Source organism: Autumnicola patrickiae (assembly GCF_031846525.1).
GTDB lineage: Bacteria > Bacteroidota > Bacteroidia > Flavobacteriales > Flavobacteriaceae > Autumnicola > Autumnicola patrickiae.
This window is the reverse complement of the sequence record NZ_JAVRHM010000003.1, coordinates 110963-125451: the sequence shown is the minus strand read 5'-3', so window position 1 is coordinate 125451 and position 14489 is coordinate 110963. Positions and strand designations below refer to the sequence as shown.

At 38.6% G+C, this 14489-nt stretch carries 10 protein-coding genes; 7 read left to right on the top strand and 3 right to left on the bottom strand.

Features of this window, described 5'->3' with window-relative positions; translation table 11 throughout:
• Nucleotides 1-7: 7 nt before the first annotated feature.
• From RM549_RS04220 to RM549_RS04200, 5 genes are all read left to right on the top strand, one after another.
• Nucleotides 8-997 carry a glycosyl hydrolase gene (locus tag RM549_RS04220; protein WP_311681875.1) on the top strand — a complete coding sequence of 330 codons (990 nt, stop codon included), beginning with the start codon at nt 8-10 and terminating at the stop codon, nt 995-997.
• Nucleotides 975-2951, top strand: a complete 1977-nt coding sequence (locus tag RM549_RS04215) for a hypothetical protein (protein WP_311681873.1) — start codon at nt 975-977, stop codon at nt 2949-2951. The genes RM549_RS04220 and RM549_RS04215 overlap by 23 nt, the downstream gene beginning before the upstream one ends.
• A 232-nt stretch (nt 2952-3183) precedes the next feature.
• On the top strand, nt 3184-6630 hold the full coding sequence (locus RM549_RS04210) for a PAS domain-containing protein (RefSeq protein ID WP_311681871.1): 3447 nt from the start codon (nt 3184-3186) through the stop codon (nt 6628-6630).
• A gap of 614 nt (nt 6631-7244) precedes the next feature.
• Nucleotides 7245-8054 (top strand): SDR family NAD(P)-dependent oxidoreductase, encoded by an 810-nt coding sequence (locus RM549_RS04205; RefSeq protein WP_311681869.1) that lies wholly within the window; start codon nt 7245-7247, stop codon nt 8052-8054.
• An 86-nt stretch (nt 8055-8140) separates the two neighbouring features.
• Nucleotides 8141-9157 carry a hypothetical protein gene (locus RM549_RS04200; protein WP_311681867.1) on the top strand — a complete coding sequence of 339 codons (1017 nt, stop codon included), beginning with the start codon at nt 8141-8143 and terminating at the stop codon, nt 9155-9157.
• Between the two features lie 75 nt (nt 9158-9232).
• On the opposite strand, the gene RM549_RS04195 is transcribed toward RM549_RS04200, so the two are convergent.
• The 3 genes from RM549_RS04195 to RM549_RS04185 form a co-directional block, all read right to left on the bottom strand.
• Nucleotides 9233-10105: a manganese catalase family protein gene (locus RM549_RS04195; protein WP_311681863.1), complete on the bottom strand. Its 873-nt coding sequence runs from the start codon at nt 10103-10105 to the stop codon at nt 9233-9235.
• 373 nt (nt 10106-10478) lie between these two features.
• Nucleotides 10479-11255 (bottom strand): sterol desaturase family protein, encoded by a 777-nt coding sequence (locus RM549_RS04190; protein WP_311681861.1) that lies wholly within the window; start codon nt 11253-11255, stop codon nt 10479-10481.
• 145 nt (nt 11256-11400) lie between these two features.
• Nucleotides 11401-11997 (bottom strand): Crp/Fnr family transcriptional regulator, encoded by a 597-nt coding sequence (locus tag RM549_RS04185; protein WP_311682239.1) that lies wholly within the window; start codon nt 11995-11997, stop codon nt 11401-11403.
• Between the two features lie 240 nt (nt 11998-12237).
• Between RM549_RS04185 and nirK the strand changes: the two genes are divergently transcribed.
• Nucleotides 12238-13692, top strand: coding sequence for a copper-containing nitrite reductase (gene nirK / locus RM549_RS04180; protein ID WP_311681859.1), 1455 nt, complete (start codon nt 12238-12240; stop codon nt 13690-13692).
• A gap of 14 nt (nt 13693-13706) precedes the next feature.
• Nucleotides 13707-14483 carry a formylglycine-generating enzyme family protein gene (locus RM549_RS04175; protein WP_311681857.1) on the top strand — a complete coding sequence of 259 codons (777 nt, stop codon included), beginning with the start codon at nt 13707-13709 and terminating at the stop codon, nt 14481-14483.
• Nucleotides 14484-14489 lie beyond the last annotated feature (6 nt).

Sequence of the window (14489 nt, the reverse complement as noted above, 5' to 3'; positions counted from 1 at the left end):
ATTAAAAATGACAAAATTGATCTTAATATTGGTGCTCTTTGTCACCGGAAATTGCTTATCACAAAATCCGGTAAATAAAAATGCCACCAAAGAAGCCAAACAGTTGTTGGCCTACATCTACTCCCTTGAGGATAAAATACTTTCAGGGCAGCACAGCTACAATGAAGAGCCTGAAAGTTACTATAACTTAGCTGAAGAGATTTCAGGTAATTATCCCGCTGTTTGGGGAACAGATTTCTATTGGAACCGGGAAGATAACCCGGGTGACAGGATTGTAGAAGCGGCCAGAAAAAAACATGAAGACGGTGCGATTATTACCCTTATGTGGCACGTTGGCAGGCCTACAGACAATCCTCCTTTTGACTGGAGCACCAGTGTACAGGCCGAGCTATCTAATGCAGACTGGGAGCAACTTGTTACTCCTGGAACTCCCCTAAATAAGCGTTGGCAGGACCAGGTAGACGTGGTTGCAGAATCTTTAAAAGAACTTCAGGAAGAAAACATTCCTGTTCTCTGGAGACCTTATCATGAAATGAATGGTGTATGGTTCTGGTGGGGAGATAAAAAAGGCGAAAAGGGTTTTAAAGAACTTTGGAAGATGTTGTACGATCGCATGGTCAATCATCATCAATTAAACAATCTTATCTGGGTCTGGAATGCCAATGGACCGAGAGATATTCCGGAGGATGAAGCTTTCCCTTATAATGAATTTTATCCCGGCCATGAATATGTGGATATTCTTGCTACAGATGTCTATCACTTCGATTATGAACAGAAAGATTACCAGGAATTACTTGATTTAGCTGAAGGTAAACCTATTGCCCTTGGAGAGGTAGGACAATTGCCGAAAATTGCCATTTTGGAGCAACAGCCAAAATGGTCCTGGTTTATGGTTTGGTCTAATTGGTTAGAAACGGCAAATTCGCCCGAAAGAGTAAAAGAAATTTATAATTATCCCAAAACAATTACAAGAGATGAAGTTGAAATCACAGACTAGCCTTATCAGAAACATTTTACCGGCAATGATCCTGTTTATCATGCTGCTGGTATCAAAACAAACCAGTGCACAGGCCGAATTTACCACCTGGGGGAACATGACAGGAATACGGGTGGACAACCAGTTAATGGAATTTAGTACCAGCCTGGCCATAGTTAATAAAAACGACCGCACCTGGCGCACCCGAAAAGAAGGACAAACCATAGATTTTAAAAGGGATGGTCAGGAAAAGCAATTCTCCTATGAAATGCGGGACATAAAATGGACCAACTACATAGAATCTACCGGAAAAGGCGAAGCCGAAGTGGAAGTTAGCTTCAGCTCTCCAACAGATACTCTAATAAAAGGTGCATATTTCACCGTAGATCTTCCCGAAGAATTTGGAACAGAAACAGAATTCAGACTTATTTCTCCTGATAAAATTGGTCTCCGTGATATCCGTTCCAACTTTTCTGATGCAGGATACAAAGCACCTGCAAAAGGTATTGTTGTGGAGTCGCCAACAAGGAAAATCGAAATCAATTTTACGGAACCTACTGAAGTTATCATTAAAACTGAAGATTCTTTAAACCCGGAGATCAGGTTAAATTTTGTTCTGGCTTCCGGCGAGGTAGAAGCCGGTAAGACCTATGCAAATACCTTTACCATTAAAGCAACCGGGGAGATCGATACCTCACCACTAAACCTAAAAGTATATCCCGACCAGGAAGGAGATAAATTTGACGGAATTGGAGGGAATTTCAGGCTTCAGAACCCCGAAACAGATCCTCAGGTAATTGACTATAGCCTTGAAAATCTAAGGGTTTCCTGGTCCCGTGTGGAAATGCCCTGGAGGGAATGGCATCAAAACGAAAATGAAGATCCTTTGGAAGAGGCCAGAAAAGGAAATCTCCATCCAAAAGTAAAGGCAGCTATGGAAATGGCGCAACGCCTGGACAAAAAAGGTATTCCTGTAATTCTTGCCGCGTGGTTTGCACCCAACTGGGCTATTATTGGAGAACCCTTTAAAGGGAAGCATCCCGATGGCACTATGGGGAACTCTCTTGATCTTTCCAAAGAAGAAACTATCTACAACTCCCTTACCTCCTACATAAAATTCCTGAAGGAAGAGTACGGAGTAAAGACGGTAATGTTCTCTTTTAACGAATCTGATTTGGGAATAGACGTAAGACAAACCGCAGAAGAGCATAACCAGTTGATCAAGGAGCTGGGAAAAAAATTCCGTTCTGAAGGTCTTGAGACTAAATTCCTGTTGGGAGACACGGCAGATGCCAATGGCTGGGATTTTACTACCCTTGCCTCTACAGATCCTGAAGCCATACCCTTTATTGGAGGAGTGTCTTTCCACTCCTGGAGAGGTTGGACGAGGGAAAATCTTATAAAATGGGCAGATATTTCGAATCGTGTAAATGCACCACTTTTTGTGGGTGAGGGAAGTATAGACGCGGGAGCATGGCGCTATCCACAAATTTTTGAGGAACCCACCTATGCCCTGGATGAAATTGATGTTTACCTTAAAATCCTGCGAACTGCCACACCTTTAACTATTTTACAATGGCAGCTCACTGCAGATTACTCTCCACTTTCGGGCGGCGGGATCTTTGGAAATGATGAGGATGAACTTTATCCAACCCAACGTTTCTATAATCTTGAACAGTTAGGTTCCACTCCAAAGGGACTTTTTGCTATTCCAATAAATAAGGACAAGGAAACAGTTACGGCAGCCGCATTTGGTGACAAAAACAAAGGAATATATGCTATTCATTTAGTGAATAAAGGAGCGACAAGAAATGTAAAATTAACTGGTTTACCAGAAAATGTAAAAAACCTGCAAATCCGTTTGACGAATAAGGAAAATTCCTACAAAAACACTAAGACCATTCAGGTTAAAAATGGAGAAGTAAATTTTCAACTTCAGGGAGCAAGTTATGTTTCCCTGTTTTCTCAAAACTAATCTAATCCACTGATTATTAGAAGGCAGCCCCTTTCCGGTGCTGCTTTTTTTTGTTATAGATAAAGCATCAATTAGATCTGATTTGCATGGCACTAGCTCTTCTTTTTAATTTAGGGGGGTAATCGATTGACGAATACAGGAAATTTCCTATTTTGTTAAATATTTGCTAAAGAACCTGACTAAATATTTTGTCAGGATTTAGGATCGTAACCCTAAAACGGCCCCGACTTATATGACATTAGAAGAATTGAAAGCAGTCTTCGGACTCTTTCCTGTTGCAGCTGCTATTATTGATCCTGAAAATCTGATGATTCATCTGGCGAATGACAAATACTCCCGGCTCCCTGCTAGAAAAAACTACGTTGCGGCAGGTGAACATGTTACAGATGATTATTCCCAAGCTGAAGATTTCAGCTTTATTGAAGCAACACATCAACAGGATATTCTTACTTCATTAAAAGAAGTTCAGGTATCAAAATTAAAAAACATATTAGAATGTCGGGCTTTTTCACCATCAGAAGCGGAAAACCCTTCAACATCTTCTTTTCTTAAAATTACCCATCAACCTATATTGGACGACCAGGGGGAAATTATTTACATTCTTCAGACAGTAGAAAAATCTGATAAAAAATTAAACAAAGAAGAAGATTTTAAGGTTCTCATGGAGAACTTCCCGGGAATTGCTTACCGCTGTTTACCAGATGAACAATGGACGATGAAGTACTTAAGTTCTGAGGTAGAAACCATTACCGGATATCCCGTTTCAGACTTTATTGATAATGAAAAAAGAAGTTTTGCCAGCATTATACATCCCGATGATCTAAGGCTAACCTACAGCGCCATTGAAAAGGTAAAGAAGAAAAAACCTTTTTTTGCTGAATATCGAATAACAGGAGCCAATGAGGAAACTATATGGGTACAGGAACGGGGCTCAGGTGTTTTCTCCTCTTCAGGAGAACTTAAATTCATTGATGGCGTCCTTATAGATATTACTGAAAGGCTAAACCAGCAGAGAGAAATATGTAATTATAACAGAAGATTTGAAGCCCTCGTTCAGGAAGCTTCAGATATAATTGCTATTCTAAACGAAAATGCAGAAATCATTTTCGCCAGTGCAAGTGCAGAAAAATTATTGGGTTTTACTCAGGAAGAGTATCTTGAAAAAAGTGTTTTTGACTTTATCCATCCCGATGATGTTCAAACTGTACAGGAAAAGTTTGCAGAACTCCATCATCATAAACAGGTAAAAACCCCACCCTTCCGCTTTCGAAACAAAGATGGGGAATTCCGTTGGTTGCAATCCATGGCTACAGACCTACAGGATGATCCTGCGGTAAAGGGGATTGTAGTTAATTCTAAGGATATTACTAAAGAATTTCTACATAAAAAGGAGCTGCAAAAAGCAAATGAAAGATATCGCCTCGCGAACAAAGCTACTAATGATGCCTTATGGGACTATAACATTTCAAAAAAAGAAATTCAGTGGGGTGAAGGTTACAGGAAGATTTTTGGATATTATTCAACCCGTACTTCCTTAGATCTACAAAATCCTAAAGCATATAAACCTATCTACCCTGAAGATGTAGAAGCTGTGATTACAAGCCTGCAAAAAGCTTTGGAAAATCCGGAAAAAGGCGATTGGAAAGCAAATTACAGGTATTATAGAGCAGATGGCTCTCTGGCCGCTGTAGTCAACCGCGCAACCATCTTGCGAAATAAAAAAGGTAAAGCAAAAAGAATTGTTGGTGCGCTACAGGATATTAGCGAGGAAAAAAACCGGGAAGAACGAAAAAGCCTTATTTCCGGAATCCAGAAAGATATTCATAATTCCGCCAGTTTCAAAAAAGGACTTGGCAGAATGCTGGAACGCCTCACCCACTATTTCGAAGTAGATCTAGCCGAGCTGTGGCTTACTTCTATAGATGATAAACACCTTAACCTGGTCTGCCAGAAAACCACAACTTCTGTTGGAGAAAAATTTGTTAAAAATAATAAGGAAGTCAAGGTATTACTTAAAGGTCAAGGCCTCCCGGGAACGATCTGGAGTGAAAAAACGCTTCATTCCTGGAATAAGAATGATCTTGATTTCTTGCTCCGAAACAACAAAGAATTTACCCGCGCCTACGGAATTCCACTTAAAAGTGAAGAAGAAATTATTGGAGTTTTCTCTTTCTTTAGTCAGCGGAGCCAGGAACATACCCAGAAATTCCGGGAGATACTTGAAGCTATAAATGAAGAAATAGGGCTGGCCATTCTTCATAGAAAAAAAGAAGAGGAACTAAACAGCTTTTTCAACCTCTCTAATGATCTGCTATGTATTGTAGGTCTGGATGGTTATTTTAAAAGAGTTAATCCCGCGTTTACCAGAAGCCTGGGATATTCTGAAGAAGAGATTTACAGTATTCCCTACAGGGATATTATTCATCCTGAACATATAGAGGCTGCAAAAAATGAAGTAGTAAAACTGGAAGATGGTAACACCACTTCTTCCTTTGAAGCCAGGTATTACCATAAGAATGGCAGCATAGTATGGATTTCCTGGACCTCATCCCCCGTTCCAGGGGAAGGGCTTATCTATGCAATAGGTAAAAACATTACTCCTTCCAAACGCTCTGCATTACAGCTTCTGGAAAGTACCCAAAGGTTGAAATATGCACAGGAAATTGCGAAGCTGGGCTATTGGAGCCGTGAAATAAAGTGTACTGAATTTCAATGGTCTTCTGAAGTATATAAAATTCTGGATCGTAAACCGGGAGAATTTGTTCCAAACCTTGAAAATGTAAAAACAATTTTCCATCCCGATGACAGGCATTTCCTGGAGAAAACTATCCATAAAAATCACTTTCAGGATTTCGAGCACCGTATTATTACATCCCAGGGAGAAGTAAAGTGGGTTTTGCAGCGTGTAAAACTAATTACAGACGATAAGAATAAACCATTAAGATTAGAAGGGATCGTCCAGGATATTAATGATAAGAAAGAGAAAGAACACCAGATACAAGTTAGTAACGGTCGTTTTAAAAAAGCCATGAAGGCTACAGAAGAAATGATTTGGGACTGGGATCTAATTGCAGATAAGGTAGTTAGGGGAAAGAGTTTTCACAAAGTTTTTGGTTACAGGACTTCGGCCGCAACTACTTCGCAAAATTTCTGGTTTAACAACATTCATTCTGAAGACCGCAAAAAAGTAAAAAAATCCCTCTTTAAGGCCTTAAAAAGTAAGAGCAAAAAGAAATGGGCGATGCATTACCGGTTCGTTAAAGCCAATGGAGAACTGGCTCATGTCTCTGACAAGGCATTTATCGTACGAAACAAAGAAAAAGAAGCCGTAAGAATTGTTGGAGCTGCAAGGGATATTACCCGTTCTAAAGAAATGATTCAGGAGATTCAACTTCAAAACAGCCTTTTAAAAGATATCACGTGGATCCAATCCCACAAAGTAAGAGCGCCATTAAGCCGAATTTTAAGTCTTGTAGAACTACTTCCTGAAGCAAAAAACAGTAAAGACCACAAAGAAATCCTTGATTATCTGGAACGGTCTGCAAAAGAGCTGGATGAAGTTGTGAAAAACGTAGTAAAAAAATCTGAATATTTAGAAATAGACAAAATTCAGGAAGAAATACAACCAAGCCAGCTAAAAAAACCTGATGAAAAAAAAGAGATAAAGCTTAGATCTTAATTGTCTCTGTTTTTAATTGCACAAATAGCGGCTGCAGCTTTACTATAGTATGAAAATTGGCATTTTGGACATGCTCCTTTTTTGGCTACTTCAGTTTTAAATTTTTAATATTCTTCAGCTCTTTTTTGACGTACTTTTTGACGGTTTTCTCTGACTATAATCCATTTGAAGACAATAAAGTGATACTTTCACCCTTCTACTGAAGAAAACGGTTAAAATACTTGCTCCTGAAGGATTTTCATCGATTTTAAAATAATGAACAGAGAATCCTGAAGACAAACGTTCAAAATTTTCATTTTCCCAGTCTTCATATCTTCAAATACCTCATTTTGAAATAAAATTCATCAGAAGTTAGCGCTATATAAGTACGATAATTGACAATTTCTTGAGGTGCCTTGGAATTTCAGAAGTTCCTATTGTTTACATGGAAGATTTACAGCTTTTCTTCAGGATTATTATCTAAAAATGACGATTTGCTTTTAAAACCTATTCATTTTTCAAAATTATCCTGCTAAAATAGGAAGTTTAAGAATGCTGAAACATCTTTTATGATATCATTAAAACAGAGATAATCCAAACCTGATTAACTTATATGGAAATCTAAAAAACTCAAAATGGAAAAGGACAAGAAGCAAACAGTATTAATTACAGGAGCAACGAGTGGTATAGGTAGAGCGCTTGCCAATAAATTTGCAAGCAATGGCTATGATATTATCGCAGTAGCGCGTAATGAGGATAAGTTACAGGAAGTTACCTCTGAACTTCAGGACAAACACGGCGTTGAAGTATTCGTAATTAAAAAAGACCTCGCCAGAGATGGCGCTGCAATGGAAGTTTATAACGAAGTAAAGCAGACAAAACGTACGGTGAACATTTTAGTAAACGACGCCGGAGTAGGACAACGGGGAAAATTTGTAGATATTCCTAAAGAGAAAGATTCAGAATTAATTCATCTTAATGTTCTGGCACTTGCCCAACTCACTAAACTTTATGCTAAGGAAATGGTAGAAAGGGACGAAGGCCGAATTCTTAATTTAGGTTCTGTTGCAGGTTTCCAGCCAGGACCATTACTAGCGGTTTATCACGCGACAAAAGCATTTGTAGTTTCATTGTCTGAAGCTTTGGCTACAGAACTGGAGGATATGAAAAGCGCAGTGACAGTTACCTGCTTATGCCCCGGCCCGACCGATACAAATTTCTTTTCAAGAGGTGATATGGAAAATACAAATGTTGTTGCCCATAAAGATAAAATGATGGAATCTCCAGAAAAAGTTGCTGAAGAAGGTTATGATGCATTAATGAAAGGAGAACGAACACATATTCCTGGAGCAACTAATAAGGTGATGACTTTTACTCGAAGGGTTATTCCTAAAAGTCTGCAATCTAAAATCCAGAAGAAATTTTATGAAACCCACGAGGAATAGAAATTCCAAAACGTGTTTTTTAAAAATAGGATAAGCAGGGTAAGTATTTATTTGTCCTGCTTATCATTTTATAAACGAAATAAAAAATGAATGCATTTATTTTAATCCTAGGAGTAGTAATAATTGTACTGGTCACAATAGACATGTTAAGTACTATTCTCAGGATGAATGGAGGAAGCTATCTCTCAAATTTTATTGCAAAAAACATATGGAAAGCCCTTTTGTTACTCAGTAATCACAATGGTCGCTCAAAAACATTATCTAATGCCGGATTTTTAATAATCCTGATATTATTCTGTTTATGGATTGGGCTAATCTGGCTGGGTTATAGCTTAATCTTTCTTTCCTCCGTCTCCTCTGTAGTCGATACCGCTACATTATTACCTTCTAACTGGGTTGGTAAAATTTATTTTGTAGGCTACACCCTTAGCTCCTTAGGAAACGGAGATTTAAAATCTGGAGGTGATCACTGGCGTATCCTCTCCAATACTATGTCACTACACGGGACTTTTTTGGTAACGCTCTCTATTTCTTATATAATACCTGTTTTAGATGCAGTCATTAAAAAACGTACATTATCTGCCTACATCTATCAGTTAGGCCGGTCTCCCGCAGAATTAATCAGGAATTGCTGGAATGGTAAAGACTTTTCTATTTTACACGATCAGTTTCAAAGTTTGCACACAATGATTTTGGAACATAGTGAAAGGCATCTTGCTTATCCTGTTATCCGCTATTTTCACAGTAACGAATTAAAATACTCAGCACCACTTTGTATGGCAATTTTAGATGAAGTTGTTACAATTCAGGAAGTTTACAAGATCGATAAATCTGACAAAGCTTATAACTGGCAAATTCTGAAAAAGTCTTTAAATTCCTACCTGGACATTCTTAGCAAATCCTATACAAAACCTACAAAGGAAGCCCCTCCATTTGATTACTCAGATGATTTGGATTTCTCTGTTTTAACCACAGATAAAAAGCACTCAGAAATTTTGGAAGAATTAAAAACCAGAAGAAAATATCTAATGGGATCTGTTATAGAAGATGGCTGGAAGTGGGAAGATGTGATCGTAAAGAGAGATATAGAAAGGAAGTTCTAATTATACTTTCATTTTATAACAAAAGCGCCCGGAGAAATATTCCGGGCGCTTTTCTTACTTAAAGATTCAGAAAAATTATTTTTTGATCTTGTTGAATGCAGATTTAATTACAGATTCATTCTCGGTCATTTGTTCCTTCTGAGCAAATCCGGCAGGATGTGGTTTTCCCAAATTTGGTTTACCTCCCTGTGGCACTCCTTTTTCAAAAGTAAACTCTCCTTTTCCATCTATAGACTTTCCTTCGCTCCATCTTCCGTGGGCTTTAGAATCTCCATCTATATGGGTAGAAATAAAGTTATAATTAAAATTCTGGTTCTCTTTTTCCTGTGGAAAGCTGTTAGGGATCGGGTGGTTACCTTGTACGCCTCCTAATTCTTCCAGCACAGCCAGCCACTGGTTCTGGTGCATGGTATCCCGCGCAATTAAGAAAGAAAGCATATCCTTCATTCCCTTATCGTCTGTAGATTTCCATAACCTTGTGGCGAGCACCCTTCCTGCAGATTCTGCCATGACATTGGCATACATATCTGTAGCAAGATTTCCTGTTCCCACAACCCATGAACCATTAAATGGTACTCCGCTGCTATCTACTGCCATGGCAGCCATTCCGCTGGAAAGAATATGTCTTGGATTAGCTCCGCCCATAATTTGTTCCATAAAAGGATCTTTTGCGGCTTCGTCTTTCACATCGTTGGTTGCACCTTCCAGGTTTAGTGCTACTGCTGTAGCAAGCAGTTCTATATGTGCCATTTCCTCTGTTCCCGTTTCAAGGAGCATATCCCGGTATTTCTCAGGTCCCCTGGCTCCCCAAGCCTGGAAAAGGTATTGGAGGCAAACTTTCATTTCACCTTCTATTCCGCCGATTGCCTGTTGTAGCATTTTTGCAAATTGTGGATTAGGTTTGTCGACTTTTACGTCGTACTGTAATTTTCCGTCGTGATAAAACATGTTTAAATAAATTTAGAATGGTTAATAATAATTTTCTGTGTACCAACCGGCATCTCTTTATAATTAAGATCACCTGTATATACATATATCCAAGTTAGGAAAAGCAATAAGCTCTCACCGTTAATCACGTACTAAACTAATGTTACAAAAACAATAAAAAAGATAAGACGGCTAGTTCTAGTGACTATAGCTAGTGAAAGATATTTCTGGAAGAATAAAATTTAGTATAGAATTACTCCTACCTATTCCTGATCAGGAATGTGAAAGTTTAAATAGCTATGTTGATTGGATGTATCATTTCTTCTGCGGAATATAAATTTCTTAATGAAACCAAACAGCCTTCGAGGCTATTCAACGATAGCTATCCCCTGCTCTACGCCTTTCCCTGATTAGTATCTTCGGAAACTTCCATTTTTGAGCTTTCGGTTTTCATCCACTTATCCCAAAATGTAAAATAAAGTCCGTAGTTCGTTTTGAATTCTTCATGATGGTAATGATGATGTGTAGCACCTATAAACAGTTTTCCGAATTTACTATTCTGAAAAGAGACAGGGTAAATTTCAATATCCAGATGGTTTATTACACTGCTCAAAGTCATTAGTAACAAATAAGTTCCCAACACAAAAATATGAACAGGAATAAAAATAAGAATCAGAGGTAAAATTAATGCCTCCAGCAAAGATTCCCAGGGGTGAAAGGAAAAAGCAGTCCAGGGAGTAGGCGTCAAACTATCATGATGAACTTTATGTACTTTTCTGAAAATTTTTGGATGATGCATCCATCTGTGCACCCAGTAATAATAGGTTTCATGAATAAACAAAATAACCAAAAGACTAACCGGCAGATACCAGTACCCGAATTCAGAAAGATTTAAGTAAATAGCCGTAAAGTCGTTTTGCCAAAGCCAATAGGCACATGCCCCGAAAAAGGCAAATATCGCCGAAGAAATTATACTCCAGCGAATTTCCTTCTTCAACTGGTTTTTTCGTAATTTCCTGCGGCTCAACACCCTTTCTTTAAATTTGCTGGAGTTCCAGACAAAATAATAATAATAAAAAACCCCTGCCGCCAGCAAATATCTTACAAGCACGGCAAAGAATAATATCGCAAGGCATATCAGGAATCCGGTTGGTTGATTTACGTCAATCATTACTAAAATTATGTACAAGAATATTGTAAGAACTCAAGATAACAGAAAAAATCAGGTTAAGATTATTTGACGGAAATTATAACAATTGTTTATTAAAATGAAGTGTCGCAGTTACGAGGATCGTTCCGCTACAGATTTAGCTAAATTATCTAAACACTTTTCTCTGTACAATTTTTAGTTCCCCTTTCTTCTGAAGCGACTTTGTTGCCCTGATAACGGTCTCCACTCTAAGTCCGGTTAAATCTGCGATTTGCTGCCTGGTGAGGTCCACCTTAAAACTAAAAGCTCCTTCTGTTTTATGAACATGTTTCTTCAGGTAATCAAGTACGCGCAAAATACGATGCTCCGGCTCCTGGCTGGAAATTTCGGAAGCCATTATAGCTTTGTAATACAATCGTTTGGCTAAGGTTTCCGTCACCTTCAGGTGCATTTCCGGTTTTGCTTTTAAAAGATCCAGAAATCCTGGCTTATGAAGTTTAAAGACTTCACTTTCTATTATAGCTTCAGCATTGGCAGGATAATTTACATTGGCAAATAAAGGAGGTTCCCCAAAGCTCTGGCCAGCTGTGAAAATTCCCTGAATAAACTCTTTTCCATCTGCATTGTAATTGTTCATTTTCACCTCTCCCGAAGAAACCTGATAATAGTTTACTGCTGTATCTCCTTCCCTAAAAAGCTGATCGCCTTTAGAAAAAACATCTCTTTTTGCGCCAAATTCCAACAGAATATCTTCTTGTATCATCACTTTTCTTCCTTTAATTTCAAATATGCTATAGAAATTGTTCTTTTTCTATGACCAACGTCAGATTTCTATTAAACCAGAAATTGTTTTTTTTAATAATTTCATATTTAACATCCTCTCACTTCCTTCAATTTTTACAATCCCTCAAAATTCCATCATAAGTTTTGCCAATATGATTATAATCATAATCTACAAGGCAGGTAATATTCATCTTTGTCACAGAATATTAAACATCAGATCATGAAGAATTTAAATCGAATTTCACCAAGAGGCTTTTCCCTTATTCTTTTTGCCATTGCGCTTTCCTTTGGACTCTTTACTTCCTGTAAAAAAGCCGAAGCCACCAGTAAGAAAGATCCAGAAACAATGAAGATATATGGAGAAATGGAAGCTGAATTGACTGCCCCTCCCCTTGTACCCAGATCTGTGGGAAACCGGGCAGCAACTAAATTAGTTATAAATATGGAAGTTGTCGAGAAGGAAATGGAGATGACAGACGGCGTTAGTTATGTCTACTGGACCTTTGATGGTACAGTTCCCGGAAGTTTTATAAGGACCAGAGTTGGGGATGAAATAGAATTCCACCTTAAAAACCATCCGGACAGTAAACTACCGCATAATATAGATTTACACGCAGTAACCGGACCAGGTGGTGGGGCAGAATCTTCTTTTGTTGCCCCGGGTCGTGAGGCTATATTTAACTTTAAAACTATGAATCCGGGTCTTTACGTGTACCACTGTGCTACTGCCCCTGTGGGAATGCACATTGCAAACGGAATGTACGGGCTTATTCTTGTAGAACCGGAAGGTGGTTTACCTCCTGTGGACAAAGAATATTATATCATGCAGGGCGATTTCTATACTAAAGGTAAAAACGGCGAAAGAGGATTACAGCCTTTCGACATGCAAAAAGCTGTAGATGAAAATGCAGATTATGTAGTCTTTAATGGTAAAGTGGGTGCTTTAACCGGCGATAATGCCATCACTGCAGAAGTTGGAGAAACTGTGAGACTTTATGTTGGAAACGGTGGACCAAACCTCGTTTCTTCTTTCCATGTAATTGGGGAAATATTTGACAAGGTATTTGTAGAAGGAGGTGATATGGTTAATAAAAATGTACAGACTACTCTTGTACCTGCCGGTGGTGCCGCTATAGTAGAATTTAAAGTTGAGGTTCCCGGAGAATTTATACTTGTTGATCACTCCATCTTTAGAGCTTTTAACAAAGGTGCTTTGGGTGTATTAAAAGTTGAAGGAAGAGAAAATACCAGAGTTTTTTCCGGTCAGGTTGAAGAAAAAGCTTACCAGCCAAATGCTGTTGCTTCTAATGAAATTAATGATGAAGTAATTGAAGCTCATCTTGACGGTGCTTTGGGTGAGCAAATGGAACGCGGAAAAAGTATTTATGCTCAAAATTGTCTTGCCTGTCATCAAGCTACAGGAGCAGGGATTCCTAATGCCTTCCCTCCGCTTGCCAGTTCAGATTATCTAAACGCAGATGTACATAGAGCTATAGAAGTAGTAAAAAGAGGCCTTAACGGCGAGATAGAAGTTAACGGCAATGTTTACAACAGCGTAATGCCAAAAATTAATATTTCTGATGAAGAGGTTGCAGATGTACTTACCTATATCTATAACAACTGGGGCAACAACAAAACCCTTGTAACTACCGAGATGGTAGGTAAAGTAAAATAATTAAAGAAACTATCATGGCAGCTTTAAGACTGGTAATCATCTTCGCAGTATTTTTTCAAAGCACGGCTTTTTGCCAGTCTTCTGCGATGGTAGAAATAAAAGGAGGGGAATTTATCCCACTCTACGGAACAAAAGAAGAAGTAAAGGTCAACGATTTTTTAATGGATGTTTATCCTGTGACCAATAAAGAATTTCTGGAATTTGTAAAAAGTAATCCGCAATGGAAGAAGTCACAGGTAAAAAAACTTTTTGCAGATGAAAGTTATCTTTCCGGGTGGAAAAATGATGAAGACTTTGGAGACAATCAACTTCCCAATGCCCCGGTAACGCACATTTCCTGGTACGCAGCCAAAAACTACTGCGAATGCCAGGGCAAAAGACTACCTACGGTAGATGAATGGGAGTATGCTGCCATGGCCAACGAGAAGGTGCCAGATGCAAGAGAAGAAGCTTCTTACAACCAGTTTATCCTGGAGTGGTATGAAACTCCAAATGCCTACAGAAATCCTATTGGAGAAACTTTCAAAAATTACTACGGCGTCTATGATCTTCATGGTCTGGTTTGGGAGTGGACGATAGATTTCAACTCCGTATTAATCTCAGGGGAATCCAGGAAAGATTCATCGGGGGATGCAAACCTCTTTTGTGGTGCTGCCGCAGTTGGTGCAACAGATTTAATGAACTATGCCGCTTTTATGCGATACGCGTTAAGAGGAAGTTTAAAGGCTAATTATTCTATTAAAAATCTCGGCTTTAGATGTGTTAAAGATGTAACTACTGAAGCTCTTTAAAAATTT

Excerpts from the sequence above, each read along its gene's own strand:
- RM549_RS04195 (WP_311681863.1), bottom strand. The coding sequence starts at position 10,105 with ATGTTTTATCACGACGGAAAATTACAGTACGACGTAAAAGTCGACAAA.
- RM549_RS04200 (WP_311681867.1), top strand. The coding sequence starts at position 8,141 with ATGAATGCATTTATTTTAATCCTAGGAGTAGTAATAATTGTACTGGTC.
- RM549_RS04215 (WP_311681873.1), top strand. The coding sequence starts at position 975 with ATGAAGTTGAAATCACAGACTAGCCTTATCAGAAACATTTTACCGGCA.
- RM549_RS04205 (WP_311681869.1), top strand. The coding sequence starts at position 7,245 with ATGGAAAAGGACAAGAAGCAAACAGTATTAATTACAGGAGCAACGAGT.
- RM549_RS04175 (WP_311681857.1), top strand. The coding sequence starts at position 13,707 with ATGGCAGCTTTAAGACTGGTAATCATCTTCGCAGTATTTTTTCAAAGC.
- RM549_RS04190 (WP_311681861.1), bottom strand. The coding sequence starts at position 11,255 with ATGATTGACGTAAATCAACCAACCGGATTCCTGATATGCCTTGCGATA.
- RM549_RS04220 (WP_311681875.1), top strand. The coding sequence starts at position 8 with ATGACAAAATTGATCTTAATATTGGTGCTCTTTGTCACCGGAAATTGC.
- RM549_RS04185 (WP_311682239.1), bottom strand. The coding sequence starts at position 11,997 with ATGATACAAGAAGATATTCTGTTGGAATTTGGCGCAAAAAGAGATGTT.
- nirK (WP_311681859.1), top strand. The coding sequence starts at position 12,238 with ATGAAGAATTTAAATCGAATTTCACCAAGAGGCTTTTCCCTTATTCTT.
- RM549_RS04210 (WP_311681871.1), top strand. The coding sequence starts at position 3,184 with ATGACATTAGAAGAATTGAAAGCAGTCTTCGGACTCTTTCCTGTTGCA.